General features: G+C 48.7%; 20 protein-coding genes. 11 read left to right on the top strand and 9 right to left on the bottom strand.

The window, feature by feature from the left end; translation table 11 throughout:
• Nucleotides 1–59: 59 nt before the first annotated feature.
• From EJO50_RS04885 to EJO50_RS04875, 3 genes are all read right to left on the bottom strand, one after another.
• Nucleotides 60–716: a DUF3226 domain-containing protein gene (locus EJO50_RS04885; protein WP_125972019.1), complete on the bottom strand. Its 657-nt coding sequence runs from the start codon at nt 714–716 to the stop codon at nt 60–62.
• Complete coding sequence (locus EJO50_RS04880) at nt 716–1,903, bottom strand: AAA family ATPase (protein WP_125972017.1); 1,188 nt, start codon at nt 1,901–1,903, stop codon at nt 716–718. Before EJO50_RS04880 ends, EJO50_RS04885 begins: the two co-directional genes overlap by 1 nt.
• 351 nt (nt 1,904–2,254) lie before the next feature.
• Nucleotides 2,255–3,208: a LysR family transcriptional regulator gene (locus tag EJO50_RS04875; protein ID WP_125972015.1), complete on the bottom strand. Its 954-nt coding sequence runs from the start codon at nt 3,206–3,208 to the stop codon at nt 2,255–2,257.
• A gap of 172 nt (nt 3,209–3,380) precedes the next feature.
• Between EJO50_RS04875 and EJO50_RS04870 the strand changes: the two genes are divergently transcribed.
• The 8 genes from EJO50_RS04870 to EJO50_RS04835 all read left to right on the top strand — a co-directional run bounded on the left by EJO50_RS04870 (nt 3,381) and on the right by EJO50_RS04835 (nt 10,592).
• Nucleotides 3,381–3,929, top strand: coding sequence for an NAD(P)H-dependent oxidoreductase (locus EJO50_RS04870; protein ID WP_125972014.1), 549 nt, complete (start codon nt 3,381–3,383; stop codon nt 3,927–3,929).
• 55 nt (nt 3,930–3,984) lie between these two features.
• Nucleotides 3,985–4,278 carry a superoxide dismutase gene (locus EJO50_RS04865; RefSeq protein WP_125972012.1) on the top strand — a complete coding sequence of 98 codons (294 nt, stop codon included), beginning with the start codon at nt 3,985–3,987 and terminating at the stop codon, nt 4,276–4,278.
• 52 nt (nt 4,279–4,330) lie between these two features.
• Nucleotides 4,331–5,071: an SDR family oxidoreductase gene (locus tag EJO50_RS04860; protein ID WP_125972010.1), complete on the top strand. Its 741-nt coding sequence runs from the start codon at nt 4,331–4,333 to the stop codon at nt 5,069–5,071.
• An 817-nt stretch (nt 5,072–5,888) separates the two neighbouring features.
• Nucleotides 5,889–6,620 carry a DNA-3-methyladenine glycosylase I gene (locus EJO50_RS04855; RefSeq protein ID WP_125972008.1) on the top strand — a complete coding sequence of 244 codons (732 nt, stop codon included), beginning with the start codon at nt 5,889–5,891 and terminating at the stop codon, nt 6,618–6,620.
• Between the two features lie 198 nt (nt 6,621–6,818).
• Nucleotides 6,819–8,345 carry a Fic family protein gene (locus tag EJO50_RS04850; protein ID WP_125972006.1) on the top strand — a complete coding sequence of 509 codons (1,527 nt, stop codon included), beginning with the start codon at nt 6,819–6,821 and terminating at the stop codon, nt 8,343–8,345.
• A 158-nt stretch (nt 8,346–8,503) separates the two neighbouring features.
• A complete protein-coding gene (locus EJO50_RS04845) occupies nt 8,504–9,343 on the top strand; it encodes a ParA family protein (protein ID WP_125972004.1) in 840 nt (279 codons plus the stop codon).
• Nucleotides 9,336–9,863 (top strand): hypothetical protein, encoded by a 528-nt coding sequence (locus EJO50_RS04840; protein ID WP_125972002.1) that lies wholly within the window; start codon nt 9,336–9,338, stop codon nt 9,861–9,863. Before EJO50_RS04845 ends, EJO50_RS04840 begins: the two co-directional genes overlap by 8 nt.
• A 3-nt stretch (nt 9,864–9,866) precedes the next feature.
• The gene (locus tag EJO50_RS04835; protein ID WP_125971999.1) at nt 9,867–10,592 is read left to right on the top strand and encodes a hypothetical protein; all 726 of its coding nucleotides are present in this window, start codon (nt 9,867–9,869) and stop codon (nt 10,590–10,592) included.
• 229 nt (nt 10,593–10,821) lie between these two features.
• On the opposite strand, the gene guaA is transcribed toward EJO50_RS04835, so the two are convergent.
• From guaA to EJO50_RS04820, 3 genes are all read right to left on the bottom strand, one after another.
• A complete protein-coding gene (guaA, locus tag EJO50_RS04830; RefSeq protein ID WP_125971997.1) occupies nt 10,822–12,399 on the bottom strand; it encodes a glutamine-hydrolyzing GMP synthase in 1,578 nt (525 codons plus the stop codon).
• 325 nt (nt 12,400–12,724) lie between these two features.
• The gene (gene dacB / locus EJO50_RS04825) at nt 12,725–14,128 is read right to left on the bottom strand and encodes a D-alanyl-D-alanine carboxypeptidase/D-alanyl-D-alanine endopeptidase (protein ID WP_164521431.1); all 1,404 of its coding nucleotides are present in this window, start codon (nt 14,126–14,128) and stop codon (nt 12,725–12,727) included.
• 4 nt (nt 14,129–14,132) lie between these two features.
• Nucleotides 14,133–14,333: an oxidoreductase-like domain-containing protein gene (locus tag EJO50_RS04820; protein ID WP_206434452.1), complete on the bottom strand. Its 201-nt coding sequence runs from the start codon at nt 14,331–14,333 to the stop codon at nt 14,133–14,135.
• A gap of 14 nt (nt 14,334–14,347) precedes the next feature.
• On the opposite strand from EJO50_RS04820, the gene dnaX reads away from it, so the two are divergent.
• From dnaX to recR, 3 genes are all read left to right on the top strand, one after another.
• Nucleotides 14,348–16,045 (top strand): DNA polymerase III subunit gamma/tau, encoded by a 1,698-nt coding sequence (dnaX, locus tag EJO50_RS04815; RefSeq protein ID WP_125971993.1) that lies wholly within the window; start codon nt 14,348–14,350, stop codon nt 16,043–16,045.
• 16 nt (nt 16,046–16,061) lie between these two features.
• Complete coding sequence (locus tag EJO50_RS04810; protein ID WP_125971991.1) at nt 16,062–16,391, top strand: YbaB/EbfC family nucleoid-associated protein; 330 nt, start codon at nt 16,062–16,064, stop codon at nt 16,389–16,391.
• An 89-nt stretch (nt 16,392–16,480) separates the two neighbouring features.
• Nucleotides 16,481–17,077, top strand: a complete 597-nt coding sequence (gene recR / locus EJO50_RS04805) for a recombination mediator RecR (RefSeq protein ID WP_125971989.1) — start codon at nt 16,481–16,483, stop codon at nt 17,075–17,077.
• 56 nt (nt 17,078–17,133) lie between these two features.
• Here the strand turns inward: recR and EJO50_RS04800 are convergent, their stop codons facing one another.
• From EJO50_RS04800 to EJO50_RS04790, 3 genes are all read right to left on the bottom strand, one after another.
• The gene (locus EJO50_RS04800; RefSeq protein ID WP_206434498.1) at nt 17,134–17,466 is read right to left on the bottom strand and encodes a DMT family transporter; all 333 of its coding nucleotides are present in this window, start codon (nt 17,464–17,466) and stop codon (nt 17,134–17,136) included.
• An 85-nt stretch (nt 17,467–17,551) separates the two neighbouring features.
• Entirely contained in the window at nt 17,552–18,643 is a 1,092-nt protein-coding gene (locus EJO50_RS04795; RefSeq protein ID WP_125971985.1) for an ABC transporter ATP-binding protein, read from the bottom strand.
• 56 nt (nt 18,644–18,699) lie between these two features.
• Nucleotides 18,700–19,539 carry a carbohydrate ABC transporter permease gene (locus tag EJO50_RS04790; protein ID WP_233702172.1) on the bottom strand — a complete coding sequence of 280 codons (840 nt, stop codon included), beginning with the start codon at nt 19,537–19,539 and terminating at the stop codon, nt 18,700–18,702.
• Nucleotide 19,540: the final 1 nt, after the last annotated feature.

Genomic DNA, 19,540 nt, shown 5'->3' with positions numbered 1-19,540 from the left:
CACAGACCAATTGAATAGCTAAAAAAGCGAGAAGCGAGGATTAAAAAAAAGCACAAACCTTAAGGAAACACGGTTTTCAACCATTGAACTAGCCCAGTATGTAGTGGTGCGTCAGAATCGAGCAAATTATGTTTCACCGTGCAATAAAGCCCCTCACCAGGTTGTTTTTGCCAAGCCAACCAGGTCGCAACTTCAGCTTTGCTTACACGGGGAGCTCCGAACTTGGGGTTTACAAGGTTAGCGACTGTGCTTTGGGCTTGCGTAAAAAATCCTTGTTCAGCAGTCGATACAGATTGCTTAATCCAGTCTTCCAGCATCCCCTCGTTCTTATTATCCGGCATCACCCAAACCCCAAGGTCTGGTAAGCCATCATTGTGCTTATAGAGCAAGCCTCCAGTAACCAGTGATACGGGCGGCGTGCCATAACCCTGCGGCGTAACCTTAACCGTAATTTGCTGGATGGTCTTTGCAAAACCACCATCGGGTGCGCGATCAGCATCAACTACAATAGCCAGAGCCTGCAGCCGACCATCATTCAAATCCGAGATCTGCGCCTCAAGTAGATTCAAAACACCTTGTTTGGAATCCCAATCACCGCCAAGTCCTTTTGGAGAGGACACTTTGATCGCTTCGGCATCTACAGTGTGCTTTCGACAAAGCAGTTCAAAAAAAGCCCGATCTGCCTCACCTTCAACCAGTAATAAACGATCAGCCATCAGCGCACCTCAACATCGGACTGCGTGATATTAAATAGCTTCTGCTCATCAAACACCGTAGCAATCACTCGGCCCTGATCGCTGGTGCGCACACTGCGGCCAACGCGGAATAGCACACCCTCTGTTGACGTTTTTTCAACGGCCACTTTGGCAAAGCTCTCGATGCAATCCCAGCTATGGGTCGTAGCAAAGATTTGAATATTCAATTTTTCGGCAAGATCAAACAAATGTCGCCAGATTTTTTCCTGCACCGAGTAATGCAGGCCATTTTCAAACTCATCGATCAGCAAAAAACCACCCTTTGCAGGAAAAATTTTCAAAAGCAGCTGCAAGACTCGCAACATGCCGTCACCCATGCTGTTCAATGGAATGGGTTTATTCATGCTGCGTAATTTGACCATTGCTGTTCGCCGTAAATTGCTACTCATCGTCCTTGCAATCAGTCCTTGCGGCGCTCTTGATAAATCTGGTTCGGCCTTCACAAAAGCCAGATGCTCAAAATCATCCGCAATCAATTTCAAACCTTCACGCACAAAATCGCCATGCTCTGAAAACTGAATCGGATCCCATAAATCAGCTAACGCATCCATCGAAATGAACTGAGTCGGGATATAACTACTCGGCAACCCATCACTCGCCTCGAACCATTGCCTCGGTCTACGACCAGTGAGTGAATCTAAATTTAATAATTTAGAATTTCCATTTTTGCTAACAATCAGTGCCTGCATATCATAATCAACACCATCATGCGCTACTGCATATTTACTCAAGATAATTGGACGCTCAATCAAACGCGCTTCGCCATCCCGTTCGACATTTTCATGAGCCATGCCCATGAGAAAATGTTTTATCTCGAGGGTTTTTTGCGGCTCATCATCCACCTCGCCAATTAAAATGGAGGATTCATCATCTAGTGGAAATAATCTTCCAGAAAAAAAATCAACAAAGGGAATATCCGCATAATCAGCTAGCGCACCATCATTAACCCGATATTTCTCATCATGCCCAAATGCAATTTCTTCCAATAGATTAGGATTCGCATTCCCCGCATAAATCCGCAACGCTTCCAGCACCGAGCTTTTCCCGGAATTATTCTTGCCGACGATCAGATTGACACGGCCAAGCTTGCTGACTTGGAAGTCTTCAAGTGCACGAAAATTCTTTATATGCAGTGATTTTAAATGCATTATTTTTCCTTTATTGGCTGAGCCCAATCGCCTAATCAGCAGAAAATCTGACTACAGATTATCGAATTTATCATAATTGACTTTGAAGCTAGCTTTCCGCACCTGAAATTACCATAAAAAATCAAAAAGCCCGCATTTATGCGGGCTTGAGGAGTGTTTGCTGCTACTTAGTGCCGGACGTTGCCAGACGCGGGATCATTCCCACTCAGTTGTAAACAGCTAAAAAAGTCATTTTGCGACAGCAACTTACAAACTACCAATAGCACCATGCCATGAAAAATACCATGATCGAGAAAAAATACGATCAATCATCAACGCTGGCAACTTAATCGCGCAAAGACTCAAGTCGGATTAAGCCTCGCAGGCACTCAGGTCCGATTGAGAGACATGAAGCTCGGGCATGTTGGCAAAAGAATCAAGCAGATAGTCCACCGTCACCCGCACCCGCGGTGCCACCAGGGCGCGGTGAGGATACTGCAAGGTCATCTCGAATTGTCCAGGATGATGCGAGCGCAACAACAGCAGTCGCAGCGCCCCGCTCTGAAGGTGTTTCCAGGCATGATGGATACCGATTTCCGCCACACCGACGCCCGCGACCGCCATCTCGGTCAGGGCTTCCGGTGAAGACATCGTTATCAAGGCCGATTCGGTGTTCAGCGTGCTGATGCTCCCGTCCTCGGCGACGAAATTCCACGGCGAAATTCGCCCGCCCAGAAAGCGCCGGTTCAGCATCCGGTGCCGTAGCAGGTCTTCAGGCTGTTTCGGAATGCCGTGGGTTTCCAGATAGGCCAGCGAGGCCACCAACACCATTCGGAACTTGCAAACGGTCCGGGACACCAGCGAGGAATCGGCGATACGTCCGCCTCGCAAGGCGATGTCGTAACCATCATGGACCAGGTCGACCACCCTGTCATCAAAATCGACCTCGACCGCCAGGCCAGGATAGGTGTTCAGCAAGCCCGGTAACACTGGAGTCAGTTGCTCGCGGCCAAAGCCGGCACTGGTGGAGATGCGCACCCGCCCAGAAGGGGCTGCCCGTTGGGAAACGACCGCATCAACCGCCAGGTCCAGCGCCTCCAGCGCCACCCGGGCCTGCCGCAGGAAGGCTTCACCTTCCTCGGTCAGCTTAAGGCTGCGGGTGGTGCGATTCATCAGCCGCACCCCCAGTGCTTTTTCCAGCCCCGCAATGTTCTTGCTGACTGCAGCCGAAGAGATGCCAAGCGCACGGGCGCCTGCGGCAAAGCTGCCCGCATCGGCCGCTTGGACGAAGGACAAAATGGCGCGGACGCGCTGTGATGAATCCATGACCCGCTCTCTCTTTCCCCGGGCAGAAGCCCAGATTAACAACTTCAAGTTGACACATCCTAAACCAAATAGCCGATTCTCTTCAAGGATGAATCTATTCAGAATTCACCCATCGCAAGCTCACAGCCTTGTTGTGAAGCCAGACCCAACCCTCTACTGAAGTGGACACACCATGAAAACACTGCTAATCGTCTCCCATCCCTATCCCGAACAGTCACAGGTTATCAAGGCGCTGCAGCAGACCGCCGAGGCCTTGCCCAATGTGACGGTGCGCAACCTCGAAACCCTTTACGGCCACGACACCTCCGCCTTCGACGTCGCCGCCGAACAGCGGGCTCATCATGGTGTGGACCGCGTGGTGTATCTGTTTCCCATCCATTGGTTCAACCTCACTCCGATGCTCAAGGCCTATCTCAACCAGGTCTGGAGTTATGGCTGGGCTTTCGGCCCGGAAGGCAAGGCACTGCATGGTAAGCAAATGCAGGTGGTGGTTTCGGCCGGTGTCACGGCTCATACCTACTCGGCCGCCGGCCTGATCCAGAGCAGCATTCAAGAAGTCCTGACACCGATGAAAGCCAGCGCCTTGTACGTTGGCATGTCCTACGCCGAACCGCTGGCCTTCTACGAGGCCATGGGTGCCAGCGACAACAAGCTCGCAGGCTTCCAGCAGGCCCTGCGGGCCTGTCTGACCGCACCGCAGCTCGACGCCGTACCAGCCTGAGACGCTCTTCATTAACTTTCGCTCATCTTTTTTATAACTCACTGGAGTGACTCCCATGAAACTACTTTGCCTCGATGTACCGCAACCCAACGCCACCATGGAGCAATATGGCTCTCATATGCTCGACGAGGTGCGCCACGCCTGGGATCTGTACAAGACCGGCTTCATCCGCGACATCTATTTCCGTCAGGACCGTCCCGGCGTGGCGATCACCGCTGAAGCCGAATCCGTAGAGGCCGCGCGCGCCGTACTGATGTCGTTTCCGCTGGCCACGGCCAATTTGATCGGCTGGGACATCATTCCCCTGGGACCCATGGCCAATTGGGAATTGCTGTTCCCCAAGGCCTGACCGAAGTCTTTTTCAAACCCCATATTTGTTGAACAAACAGGAGAACGAAACCATGCAAAGCAAAGTTGTCATCATTACCGGCGCTTCTTCAGGAATAGGTGCAGCAAGTGCAAAGTTGTTGGCAGCCAAGGGCGCCAAGGTGGTCCTTGGGGCGCGACGCGAAGATAAACTCAAGCAACTTACCGATGAGATTTCTGCAGCAGGTGGCGAAGCGATCTACCAGACGCTAGACGTCACCCAGCAGGCCGACAACGATGCCATCGTCAAATTGGCCAAGGATACCTACGGCAAAGTCGATGTCATCTTCCTCAATGCTGGCATCATGCCCAGCGCACCTCTATCAGCCATGAAAACAGACGATTGGCACGAAATGGTCGACATCAACATCAAGGGCGTGCTCAACGGCGTGGCGGCGATTCTGCCGACCTTCACCACCCAGAAGTCCGGCCAGGTGATTGCCACCTCATCGGTGGCTGGGCTCAAAGCCTACCCGGGTGCCGCAGTCTACGGCGGCACGAAGTGGTTCGTAAGAGAATTTATGGAAGTCCTACGCATCGAGTCGGCGATGGAGAAGACGAATATTCGCACAGCGACCATCTACCCCGCGGCAATCAACACCGAGTTACTGAGCACCATCAGCGACCCGACCACATCGGCGGGCATGCAAGCGCTTTACGAAGCCCACGGCATCTCGTCAGATCGAATCGCCAGTGTCGTCGCATTCGCCATCGAGCAACCGGCCGACACCAACATTACAGAGTTCACCGTGGGGCCGACGACCCAGCCCTGGTAATCCGCCACAAGAGCCCTCACGGCATTTGGCGAGACAGGGCCGAATGGTTGCCGACGACGGCCACATACCGATACCATGAGCGTTGCCCACCCACTCTCATGGTATCGAGGCAGGGTCATATTCCCGTTTGCGACCTGCCATGAAAAATGCCATTGATTATGCACTACACATCATCAATGACACGAAAAATAATCAATAAAATCAAATACTTATAAACCGCACTCACTCCCACTAATCATTATCAAGCAGTATAAGCTCATGACTTATTAAACAAATCTACAAAGTAAAAAACATACGACTATGAAAAATGCCATGATCAGTTCATAGCGTTTTCACCCCTCTAGCACACCTCAGTACAAGCCAACCAACATAACCCACCAACCCCCAACCCGTCTGTTATAACCGTTTTCAGTTAAAGAGAGCCGCGCCATTTTTCTGATTGAGCGCGAACCAGAAGACCAGCGAATTCATCGCTTTGCCGCCGTTATGAAAACGAATGCGACCGTCACGAAAATCCATTCACGGCTGAAACCTTAAGCCTATTGCAACGCGGCATTTTGGGCGATATGGCGCTGCGCTATTGCAAGCAGAGCACTACTTAATGAATGTGGATCACCTGTAGCGTTTTCACTATGGGCAGCCATTTTGGGGGAAAATAAAAGCCCATCGACTCGTTTAAAGCTAAATAAATACGCAGATAGTGGAAAGGGATTTCTGCAAATAAACCATGGCTATTCGGGGTAAAAATGAGCCCCTTCAAGCACCATAAATACTTTAATCATTTGCATGGCAGCCCAATCAAACCAGCGAGATAACAATGCAGAAATTTGCCCAAATCAAAGCCCGCGCCATTGCGCGCAAAGGGGGCGAGCAGGCTTTACAAGACCTGCTGCCGCAAGTTGCCAGCGAAGCACAATTTTTAGCACTGCCCGATCACCGCATCCTAGCCATGATGTGCAAAGCCATTAATCAGGCGGGCTTTAACTGGACGGTAATCAGCAATAAATGGCCGCAGTTTGAAGAAGCCTTTTTCGGCTTTGATCCAGAGCGGCTGGCCATGCTCTCCGCCGAGCAATGGGAAGCCTATTGCAGCGACGTGCGCGTAGTGCGGCACTGGCCAAAGATTCAGGCGCTGATGGAAAACGTGAGCTTTGTGCGGGAATACAGCCAGCAACACGGCAGCTTTGCGCGTTTTCTAAACACCTACCCCGCATCCCGCCAGGTTGAATTGATGGCCTTTCTAAAAACCCACGGCAGCCGCCTGGGCGGGCAAACCGGGCAATGGTTTTTGCGCTACATCGGCAAAGACGCTTTTGTATTAACGCAAGATGTAGTGCTTGCGCTGCAGCAAGCAGGCCTAGACATCCCCGACCAGCCCACCGCCAAACGCGATTTAAACAAAATCCAGCAGCTGTTTAATGACTGGCACCAGGAAACCGCCCTGCCCTACACGCATCTGGGAAAAATCGCCGCCTATTCGGTGGGGGTGAATTATAAGAGCCAGTTGATTCAGCAGGAGAGTAGTAAGTTTAAGGCGGTGATTGGGTGAAAGAGGATTTAGCAATTAACCTTTTGAAAACCATGTTAGTTGGCTCATTTTCATCGCCCCGCTCATGATCAGAAAATACATACTAATTTAACTCACCACCTCTCAAGCAAAACACACCAAGCCAAACACGCCTGCTATAATCGTTTTTATTAAAAAACATTAATAAATAATCGTTTTTATAATGGAGTAATCGATTTTATGGCTGAGATCGGGTATCAATGGCTATCGCTCACCTACAACGTCCATTCTGTACACCCACTGGCCGTGCAGAGTGAGATCGGGCGTAACCGCTCCACGTCAAATAATGGCGACATCCGTTTTGAGGTTTATCCTGAGTCATACCGCCCCCTTGATACGTTTAGTGAGCAACTGGCTTTTGCCTTCAAATATGAAGGCATCCATCTGGAATTTCTGGCTCGGCTTTTTTCTCAAGCTTTGGTCAAACAAGAGCTGGAACAATGGATAGCGCGAGAGCCAACAGGAAGTTATGCCCGCCGCGCCTGCTTCTTATATGAGTGGCTACTGGATGACACGCTGGATGCGCCGAATCTAACGCGAGGCAACTACATTGATGCACTCGATCCCACACTGTATCTGGTTGGCACATCGATCAATTGCCCACGCTGGCGAGTTCGTGACAATCTGCCGGGCAATCGCCATTACTGCCCTATCGTTCGTCGAAGCACAGCCATACAGGCGACTGAAACCTACGATTTACCAGCCAAACTGGCCGAACTAGAAACTGATTTCGGCGTTGATCTGATTTTACGCAGTACAGTTTGGCTCACCGTCAAAGAGAGCCGCGCCAGCTTTTTAATTGAGCGTGAGCAGGATAAAGAAGACCGTATCCGCCGCTTTGCTGCTGTCATGGAAAACGAATGCGGGCAGCACGACAATCCATTCACGCCCGAAACCCTGAGCCTATTACAACGCGGCATTTTGGGTGATATGGCTCTGCGCTACGGACTGCGTCGCTCCCCTGTTTATGTTGGGCATTCAGCCCACTATCAAGCAGTCGTTGATTACATCGCCCCGCATTGGGAGCAAACGAACGCCCTTCTCTCTGGACTTGCGCATTTTCTGGAACGCAGCCAAGGCGCATCATCCATCGTACGCGCCGCAGTAGCCTCTTTCGGCTTTGTCTATATTCACCCGATGGCAGATGGTAATGGCCGGATATCGCGTTTTTTAATTAATGATATTTTGCGCCGCGATGGGCTTGTTCCCGCGCCGATTATTCTGCCCGTCTCAGCGACCATCGCAGATAGCACGCAGGCACGCGCCGCGTACGACAAAGTGCTTGAGCGTTTTTCGCGCCGCTTGATGCGCAAATATGCCGATCAATACTATTTTGGCGAACCTGTCATCGCCGAGGATGGCGTTGAATACAATCTTTATTTCAGCGCTTATGACGATGCACTGCCCGCGTGGCGCTACCCCGACCTTACTGCACACGCCGAATATCTCGCCAAAATCATCGACACAACGTTGACACAAGAAATGCGCAAAGAAGCCCGTTTCTTAAAAGCCAACGACCAAGCCCGCAATGCCATCAAGCAATTTTTAGAAGCGCCAGACAATGAGCTGGACAGCATTATTCGTAGCATTCGGCAGAATGGGAACGCTCTATCCAATCAACTTTGTAAGCGCTACCCAATCCTTGCAGAAAAGCCAGAGTTTGGTGAACGGGTTGTTGATGCGGTGCGGCAGGCTTTTGGCGATTAAAAAAATTGCGGTTACAGTCAAAAACAAAGCATCTATAAATTAACCGTGGTCTGTCCTCGGTTGTTCTATTACGTTAAGAGGGTAGGCAAAGTATACTGTTGGTAGGTTGCCCAGTTTACTAGCCCTTTCAAACCACTCGTTCAATTTAAGGCATATGCATGAAGACAATTAGTTTTGTAAATATGAAAGGTGGCGTTGGCAAAACGACACTTGCATTGAATGTGGCTCATTGTTTAGCTCGGACGCATAATAAAAAAGTGGTTGTAATAGATGTCGATCCTCAGTTTAATGCGACGCAGTGCTTATTTACTGGTGATGAGTATGTGTCTATTTTACGAAATGGTAAGCATACAATATTAAACGTTTTTGATACCGAAAAGAGGCCAATTGCAAGTGTTGTTGGTGGAGTATCAACTTCTGAGCCTTTAGAGCTAAAAGATGTTAAGTTGCAAAAAAAAGGTCAATTGTGGGTTCTTCCCGGTAACATTGATCTTTATCGCTTGGAAATGACTACTGGTGAGGGGCGAGAATTCGCAATTCAGCGATTAATTGAAGAGAAGTTAATCCCTGAAGAATTTGATTATGCAATTATTGATACTCCTCCAACACCATCCATGTGGATGACTAGTGCATTAATAGCATCAGACTATTTTGTTATTCCTGTTAAGCCAGACCCACTTTCGTTAATTGGGATTGACTTGCTATGGTCAATTATCGATCGAAGACGTAAAAGCTATGCTTTGAAATTAAAATGTTTAGGTGTTATTTTGACAATGGTTGAGCGTCCAGATAGTGTCATGTTTAATGATGCTAGAACTAATTTGGCAGGAAATAAGTATTGGAAAAACTATGTGCTTAGTGAATATCTACCTAAGCGTGCCGACTTGGCTAGAAATCAACTTACACAACCATTTATCCTTCATATGGATGACTTTGAGCTGCGGGCAAGTCTGACAGCATTGGTAAATAAATTCGTTACCGAGATTGAAAATGATTAAAAAAATAATTATCGATGAGAGCTCTGAGGTTACTCGGAATCAATTGCAGAAATCATCTATGGCTTTGGATGATCTTGTATGGACAATTAAGACATTGGATGTTCGACAGTTAGAAAATGCTGCTAATTTACTAAGAAAATCTTTAGTTAAGGACATTCCGGCTTCAAATTCTGTTGCTCTATCATATCAGTCTAGTAGTCCAAACAAGCATTTTTTAATTGGGGTGCTACCAAGATTGTTTCAAGATAAAAGTCTTTTTCCTCAAAATGAAGATATTGCTGAGTTTGCAAGTTTGGTGTTGAAGTTAGAAATGAAGTTCTCAGATAAGCGATCTAGATATGAGATAATTGGCAAGATTGTTTGTGAAACAGATTCTCTTGGGGAGCAAGAATTAAGTATGCTAGTTAAAGCGCTAGAAAGACTCGTTGAAGATAATGATAAGCTTGCTCAAGTTGCAACAAAAAAACGAGCGGGTAATTTTTCATGGAATGAGACTTTGCAAGATTTATTGAGAAATTAAAAAATGGCTCGAATTGCTGATACTGACTTTGAACGTTTAAAAGATTTTATCGGGTCTTATTCTCTGAAGCATGTTGCAGACACACCTGAAAAATTAGGCGTTGTGAAAAACGCCCACAAAACATATTTGCCTTTTTTGCAGTTGTGGTCAATTTGTAGCGAAAAAGAAAAGACAAATGAATTTAACTTCTTTCTAAAAGAAGTAAATAAAGATTCTCAAGAGTTTGCTCATTTTCGAGAGTCCATTTCAGATGTTAGTAGTGGTTTATTTTGCTGCCTTCATGGAGCCTATAAGCCTGGTCACATGGCTTTACGTAGCTGTATTGAAAATTTTCTTCGATTTTCTGTTGGTATATTTAATAAAGCAGCACTTACAACAACTAGTGTGTATGAACTGTTTGAATTTGCTAAGGAAGTTGAACCGCTCAATAAGGCTAAGAGTAGTTATATTAATAAATTGCAAAATTGTTATTCTGAATTATGTAAGTATACACATTCTGCATCTTTGGCTCATATGTCTGGGATACATGCCCTTGCTCATTTTCCATCTTTTAATGATGCTGAATTTAAAAAATGGCTAAATCTTGCAAGACAATGCATGGAGATAATGGTTACGATTATTACACTTGGCTGCCCAACCATTTATTTGAGTGCACACTACACTGCTAAAGAGTTGCTCGACATTTTATTTTTACCGAAAGAGCGTCTGTTACTTCTAAAAGGCGGGTAGCGGATTAAATAGCAGGATGAGAATTTGGCGAATATATGTTATTTATGAAAGCAAAACTGGGGTCAGACCACAGTTAAACACAAAGAGCTAACAAAACCACTCAAACCATTACAAATCACCTTCACCAACAGCTAGCGGCATACTCTCCCACCCCTAAAAACAACAAAACCCCAGCCATTGACTGAGGTTTTGCTTGTGTTTGTAATACTCAACAAACAAAAAAACAGAATCACTCCCACTCAATCGTCGCAGGTGGTTTTCCTGACACATCATAAACAACGCGGTTGATGCCTTTCACTTCGTTGATGATGCGATTGGACACTTTACCAAGCAAATCGTAAGGCAGTTCGGCCCATTTGGCGGTCATGAAGTCGGAGGTGACTACGGCGCGCAGTGCCACTACGTAGTCGTAGGTGCGGCCGTCGCCCATTACGCCGACGGATTTCACTGGCAAGAAGACGACGAAGGCCTGGCTGGTGAGTTCGTACCAGTTTTTACCGGTTTTTTCGTCCACCGCAGCGCGCAGTTCTTCAATAAAGATGGCGTCGGCAAAGCGCAGCAGGTCTGCGTATTCTTGTTTTACTTCGCCAAGGATACGCACGCCCAGGCCCGGGCCTGGGAATGGGTGACGGTAGACCAGCTCTGGGGCCAGGCCTAATGCCACGCCTAATTCGCGCACTTCATCCTTGAATAATTCACGCAGCGGCTCCAGGAGGGAGAGCTTCATGGTTTCTGGCAGGCCGCCTACATTGTGGTGGCTCTTAATGGTGTGCGCTTTGCCGGTTTTTGCGCCAGCTGATTCGATCACATCCGGGTAGATGGTGCCTTGGGCCAGCCATTTCGCGCTTGGCAGTTTGGCAGATTCGGCCTGGAATACTTCTACGAATTCGCGGCCAATGATTTTGCGCTTGGCTTCTGGGTCAGTTACACCGGCCAGGTGGCCCATAAATTGTGCGGATGCATCAACGTGAATCACTTTTACGCCAAGGTGCTCGGCAAAGGTGGCCATCACTTGTTTGCCTTCGTTCAGGCGCAACAAGCCGTTGTCTACAAACACACAAGTCAGTTGGTTGCCAATGGCGCGGTGGATCAGCGCAGCGGCTACGGATGAATCCACGCCGCCGGATAGACCCAGGATCACTTCGTCGCTGCCGACTTGTTCGCGGATTTTGGCCACGGCTACGTCGATGTAGTTAGGCATGGTCCAGCTTGGCTTGGCGCCGCAAATATCAAGCACAAAGCGGTTGATCATTTCACGCCCTTTCAGGGTGTGCGTCACTTCCGGGTGGAATTGTACAGCGTAGAAGCCACGTGCTTCGTCGCTGATTGCGGCAATCGGGCAGGCATCGTTGCTGGCGATCACAGAGAAACCGGCTGGCAGCGCGGTGACTTTGTCACCGTGGCTCATCCAGACTTCCAGCAGGCTTTCGCCAGCGCTGTTTTTGCGATCTTCAAGACCGCCAAATAATTTGCTGTTTTCTTGCGAGTTGATTTCGGCAAAGCCAAACTCGCGTACCGTACCTGCTTCTACCTTGCCGCCTAGCGATTCGGCCATCCATTGCATGCCGTAGCAGATGCCCAGCACAGGGATGCCCAGCTCGAACAGTTTTGGATCGGCCTGGTAATCGCTCTCGTAAACCGAGTTAGGGCCGCCGGAAAGGATGATGCCGGTCGGCTTAAATTCACGAATAAAATCGATCGATACATCAAAAGAATGCAGCTCAGAATACACATGCGCTTCGCGAACACGGCGGGCAATCAGCTGAGTTACTTGCGAGCCAAAGTCCAAAATCAGAATTTTATCCATGCTGTCAAAATCTTTGATGTTTAAATAATCGCCGAATTTTACCTTGCTATGCCCCTTCGGGCCAGCACGTATTCAGTAAACAGCCCCAGCAGATGTCAGAAGCCTCCTTATTACAGCAATAGCGGCTGATTATCTTTCTTGTAAAACAAACATAAAAATGACAAAAAATAAACTGATAAGCACTGCGCGAAAGAGCAGCGCTATACCAATCAGCAATAGCCACATCCGTACCGATCAGCGGCGCTTTGATCTGGATGCCATTTATGCACCTGCAAATCAATCTGACTGGCCCCGGTGTTTCGCCCGCCACAGCAGTATGGCCTGGCTACTTTGTTACTCTAAGATGCACAAAGCGCAATATGGCATCCAGCACGGGTAAACCTGCACTGGCCTGCGGATGATTAATCATCGCAACCACCACCGAAGTCTGGCCATTGATATCACGCACATAGCCTGCGGCGGCGCGTACATCACGCAGAGTGCCGGTTTTGATATGCGCTTCGCCCGCCATATTGCCAAGGCGTTTTTTCATCGTGCCATCGAGCGCCACCAGCGGCAAAGATGAGATAAATTCTGCCGCATACGGGCTTTGCCATGCGTCGATCAATAAATCCGCCATATGCCGTGCACTGATTTGCTCCTGCCTTGATAAACCCGAGCCGTTTTCCATTTTTAATTCATCAAAAGTTTTGCCCCGGCCAGCAAGCCAGTGCTGCACTGCCGCAAATGATTTAGCCGATGAATCGTGGCCTGTTTCTACCGTGCCTAAACTTAAATACAACTGGCTCGCCATAGTGTTATTGCTAAATTTATTGATATCCCGAATCACACTGGCTAAGTCGGGCGAGCGTGCAGTTAGCAAAACTTGCGCCTCAGCGGGCACAACACCGGTGCGATTTGCCCCCGTAATCACCCCGCCCAATTCAGCCCACAGGCTGCGAAACAGGCTGGCGGTATAGCTTGGGTGATCCAGCAGCGCCAAATAACGCTCGCTCGTACAGCCCAATGGCATGCTGCCGCTTAGCACGATTTTGGCGCTACTGCCCTGATTATCGATAGCTAGCTGCAGCTTGTTTTTTAGCGCAGCGCAGGAAGCTGCGGGGCTGCTGCTCAGCTGATTATCAATTTGCACGCTGGCCAAATTGGGCTCCAGCGAAGCCATTACGCCACCCGCCTCGGCCCTGAGCGTGAGACGCAGGCTTTTTAAATTACTCAGCAAACTGTCTGGTGCAACCAAAAAAGGCCGATGCGGCTCATCTCCATCGTCGTCATAGATAGCGTTTTCATCGTTTATGCTAAAAAAACTGCGATCAAGTACTAAATCACCCCGGATCTCTTTTACACCTACCGTTTTTAAATCGCGCAGCATCAGCCAGAACCGCTCCAGATTCAGCTTTGGATCCCCATAGCCCTTGATGTAAAGATCGCCATCTAAAATGCCATTCATGGGTTTAACGGTGGACGAAATTTCAGTATTCCATTGATAAGCCGGGCCTAAAAGCGACAAACCGGCATAGGTGGTAAGCAGCTTCATGGTCGACGCCGGGCTGCTTGGCTTATCTCCCTGAAAATAGACTGCAGGTAAAGACGACTGCAGCGGTACAATCGCAAGACTGAGAGAATCACCGGGCAGTTTTGCAGCCTTTAAAGCCACTAAAATCTCGGCAGGCAGCCCGCCAGCGTGGGCCGGGGCACAGATGAAAGCACAAACTAATAACAATTTTTTCAAAATTTTACTCTTTACGGGCTGCCTGACGCGCCTGCCAGGCGGCATAATCCGCAAGGTACTGAGCACGTAAAACATAATAGATATCAAAGACACAGCTCTCCCCACAGCCGCTTCCACAGCAGGATTCAAACTCTGGCTCTATCGGCGCTGTTGGCTCAGGATCATCTTCGGGAAAGGTAAGCTGATTATCAAGTGGCAGCATCATGGTAGAATTCATCTATGGCTTATCAAGTACTGGCACGCAAATGGCGGCCTAAATCATTCGCCCAACTTGTTGGGCAAGAACATGTGATCAAAGCGCTGGCAAATGCCTTCGCAAATGATCGTTTACACCATGCCTATCTGCTGACCGGCACACGCGGAGTGGGTAAGACCACCATCGCGCGGATTATGGCAAAAGCGCTGAATTGTGAAACAGGCATTACGTCCACGCCGTGCGGTGTGTGCTCGGCCTGCACGCAGATTGACGCGGGGCGCTTTGTTGATCTTTTAGAGATCGACGCAGCATCAAACACCGGCATCGACAATATTCGCGAAGTACTCGACAACGCACAGTACTCGCCGACCGCCGGGCGGTTCAAAGTGTACATCATTGACGAAGTACACATGCTGTCAAAAAGTGCTTTTAACGCCATGCTTAAAACACTGGAAGAGCCACCTGCCCACGTTAAATTTATTCTAGCCACAACTGACCCGCAAAAAGTACCGATTACGGTACTAAGCCGATGCCTGCAGTTTTCTTTACGCCAAATGACGCCGCAGCAAGTCTGCGGCCATTTAACACAGGTATTGCAAGCCGAAGAAATCAGCTTTGAGCAAAGTGCACTCAATGTGATTGGCCATGCTGCCAATGGCTCAATGCGCGATGCGCTCAGTTTGCTTGATCAGGCCATTGCCTATGGCGGTGGTGATGTAGGCGAGCTGGCCGTGCGCGCCATGCTGGGCGCGGTGGATCAGAGTTATCTTTTCGATATTCTGCAGGCACTGATTGCAGGCGATGGCAATGCTGTATTAGCAGCTACCGATGCCATTGCAGGCCGTGGCTTATCTTACGAATCGGCCTTGCACGAATTAGCACACTTATTACATCAGGTAGCCGTTGCACAGGCCGTGCCTAAAGCTTTGGCCGACGATTTGCCACAAAGGGCGCAAATTGCCGAACTCGCTCAGGCCATGAGCCCGGAAGACACGCAGCTGTATTATCAAATTGCCCTGCACGGCCGCCGTGATCTGCCACTTGCTCCGGATGAATACGCGGGCTTTAGCATGACGCTATTGCGAATGCTGGCTTTTTCTCCGGCAGAAGCAAGCCAGATTAATCTGCCATTACCCGCACATCCTGTTGCAACGCCCGCTCCGGCAGTGGCCCCACAAGCTGCACCCGTACCCAATCCACCAGTACAGCAACAGGCTGCGCCGCGCCCGCCCATCAGCGAGGAGCCAAGCCATTACGATGCGCCGCCCTGGCACGAGGAAGAGCCGGCTGCTCCACCTGCCCCGGCACCAGCAGCCATTTCAGAGCCAGTCACAAGCAGCCCGTTTAATGGCGACTGGCGAGCGCTGATTCTGCAACTCAAGCTCGGAGCCGCAGGCATGCTGGCGCAAAATGCTGAATTACTGGGCTATACCGCAAACTCGATTGAGCTATTAGTAGGCGAAGAGCATACAGCCGTTGCCAGCCGCGCCTATCAGGAAAAGCTGCGCGAAGCACTCAGCAACCACTTTGGCCATGATATTTCGCTAACCATCACCCTTGGCTCGGCCAGCGGCGACACCCCGGCTGCCATTGCCTTAAGAGAAAAAATGGCACGCCTTGCCGAGGCAACACAATCCATTCAAAACGATCCTTTTGTACAATCCGTGGTACGTGATTTTGGTGCCACGGTCATTCCCGATTCAATCAAACCACTCAGTTAAACCAAGGAGCAAAACAATGTTTGGTAAAGCCGGCATGGGCAATCTGATGAAACAAGCCCAACAAATGCAAGAAAACATGAAAAAAGCGCAGGATGAATTAGCAACCGTAGAAGTAGAAGGCCAGGCCGGTGCGGGTATGGTAAAGGTAGTGATGACCTGCGCCAATGTTGTGAAACGCGTTGTCATTGATGACAGCCTGATGACCGATGATAAGGATATGCTGGAAGATCTGATCGCTGCTGCATTTAACGATGCCGTACGTAAAGCCGCATCAACATCCGAAGCAAAAATGGCAGGCTTTACCGCTGGCATGCAATTGCCACCGGGCTTTAAAATGCCGTTTTAATTTAGCTTGGTTTCGTATGGAAGTTAAGCCCTTCCCTACGCATCTATCCAAAGGGGGCAATCAGCCCCTTTTTTACGCCAGAGCACCCCATGTCTACACCACCATCTCTGCATGCACTAATTGCCGCACTGAAAACCCTGCCCGGCATTGGCCCGAAATCCGCACAAAGAATGGCTTTTCATTTAATGCAGCGCGATCAGAAAACGGCAGCGGATCTGGCAACAGCACTCAACAACGCCCTGATCAAACTCAAGCATTGCAGCCTGTGCAATACCTTTTCCGAAGTGGATTTATGCGATGTATGCAGCGATGAAAAACGCCAGCACACTCTGCTCTGCGTCGTAGAGATGCCGACTGACTTAATGATGCTAGAGCAAACACTGGCTTTTCATGGCCTGTATTTTGTTTTAATGGGCAGGCTAAGCCCGCTAGATGGCATTGGCCCTAAAGATATCGCCTTAGAAAGACTCTTGGAGCGTGCCAGCGATGGCATTGTGAAAGAGGTCATCTTGGCCACCAACTTCACCACCGAAGGTGAGGCCACCGCGCATTATCTGGCCGAAATGCTCAGAGCCCGGGGCTTAAAAGTCAGCCGTATCGCCCGGGGCATGCCGGTTGGCGGCGAGCTGGAGCACGTTGACGCCGGCACGCTGGCCCAGGCCATGATAGAGCGACGCAGCGTTTGATTTATCGGCCTAATTTAACCCAGCAATAAATTGCAAAGCGTTTTCTGTATAAAAAACTAATGCGCCGACATCTTGGAAAACAACTGTAATACCACTACCCCACTGACAATCAGACCCAAACCGATAATGGCCGGCCAGTCCGGTTTCTGGCCGTAAAACAGCATCGCCACAATGGTCACCAGCACAATGCCCATCCCTGACCAGATTGCATAGGCCACGCCAACGGGCACACTTTTCAGCACTAAAGACAACATCCAGAACGCCACGCCATAGCCCACAACCACGATCATACTGGGCATCGGCCGACTAAAGCCTTCAGTGGCTTTTAGAGCCGATGTAGCAACCACCTCAGCCGCAATGGCTATTGCTAATAAAAAATACACATTCATCATTAAATACCCAGCAAAATAAGCCCGCCATCTTACGATATGCGGGCCAGGGAAGACGGGGAATAATGACGCACACGGCAAAAAATCAGTCAATCCTTAAGGTGGTTTCCAGATCAAACATTACCGCCTTACTCATATCCAGTGATAAACGCAACGTTTCACCCGGCTTTTTTGCAGCTCTGGGATGAATCCGTGCCACAACGGGGCTGTGGTTTATTTCTGTAAAAATCATCGTGTCAGGGCCAGTTGGCTCGGTGAGCTGTACAAGGCAGTCCAAGCCAGCCGTTTCAGATTCTGCCACATCAAGCTGCTCGGGCCGGATACCCAAGAGTACTTTCTGCCCCACATACCGGGTGAGTTGTGCGCTTTGTTTTACAGGAAAAAACCGAATATCTCCTTCAGATTGCAAGCTCACCCCCACACTGCCATTTTGTTCGGCCAAGTGACAGGGAATAAAATTCATCGAAGGCGAGCCAATAAAACCGGCCACAAATAAATTAAAAGGTTTTTCATAAATATCCTGCGGGCTGCCAAACTGCTGAATAATCCCCTCTTTCATAACCGCAATTTTGTCCCCCAGTGTCATCGCCTCAATTTGATCGTGAGTCACATAAACAATGGTGGTTTTTAAGCGCTGATGCAGTTGTTTTATTTCAGTGCGCATTTCCACTCGTAATTTGGCATCCAAATTAGACAGCGGCTCATCAAATAAAAATAAGATTGGGTTACGCGCTAAAGCACGGCCCATTGCCACACGCTGCCGCTGCCCACCGGATAATTCAGCAGGCTTTCGGTTGAGTAATGATGTAATTTGCAACATTTTAGAAACACGCTCAATAATATCTTCCTGCTCTTTTTTAGGCACGCCGCGGGTTTCCAATCCAAATGCGATATTCTGCCGAACACTCATAGTGGGATAAAGTGCATAGCTTTGAAATACCATAGCAATATCCCGGTCTTTAGGCGGCACATCATTGACTTCCCGCCCGCCGATATAAATCTCACCACTTGTTGGAGTATCAAGGCCGGCAATAATATTCAGTAAAGTGGATTTACCACAGCCAGATGGGCCAACCAGAATTAGAAACTCACCTGCTTCAATTGTAATATTGATGCCTTTTAGAATATCGGCATCACCAAAACTTTTAATAATATTTTTAATTGCCAGCGCGCCCATTGTTTATTCCCCATATAAAACCGGTGTTATTTAGGTAGAATTTGGTTTACAGCATTTTAGCCTTTCACGGCACCTGCCGTTAAACCACGGACAAAGTATTTACCAGCAAAAACATACACCATGATGGTTGGTAAAGCCGCAATAATAGCCGCAGCCATATCGACGTTGTATTCTTTAACCGATGTAGAAGTATTTGCCAGATTATTTAATCCCACTGTAATGGGCTGGCTATCCCCTGCTGAAAAAACCACACCAAATAAAAAATCGTTCCAGATATTGGTAAATTGCCAGATCAGTGTCACCATAATAATAGGCGTTGACATGGGCAGGATGATTTTAAAGAAAATACGCCAGAATCCTGCACCATCCAGCCTTGCGGCCTTAATTAGCTCATCCGGAATACCTACATAATAATTTCTGAAAAATAATGTCGTTGAAGCCAGCCCACACACCACATGCACAAAAACAAGGCCAGTGGTCGAGCTGGCAATCCCCAGCCAGCCTAATGTCTGCGCCATAGGCAAGAGTAATACCTGGAAGGGCATAAACACACCAAATAAAATCATGGCAAAAATAATTTCAGAGCCTTTAAAACGCCATTTAGCCAATACATAGCCATTAATTGCTCCAAGTGTAGTAGAGATTAATACGCTCGGAACAACCATTTTGACTGAATTAAAAAAATAGGAAGATAACCCATGGCACTCGACTCCCGTACAGGATGATGACCATGCTTTACTCCATGCATCAAAAGAAATGAATAACGGAAATGAAAGTAAATTGCCACTTCTTATTTCATCCAGCTCTTTAACTGAAGTAATAAGCATCACGTACAGTGGCAATAAATAATAAAATGCAAGCAAACACAGCACGGAATATAGCAGAGCTCTGCCCATT

This window comes from Iodobacter ciconiae, assembly GCF_003952345.1.
Taxonomy (GTDB): domain Bacteria; phylum Pseudomonadota; class Gammaproteobacteria; order Burkholderiales; family Chitinibacteraceae; genus Iodobacter; species Iodobacter ciconiae.
This window is presented reverse-complemented; position numbering and strand designations above follow the sequence as displayed.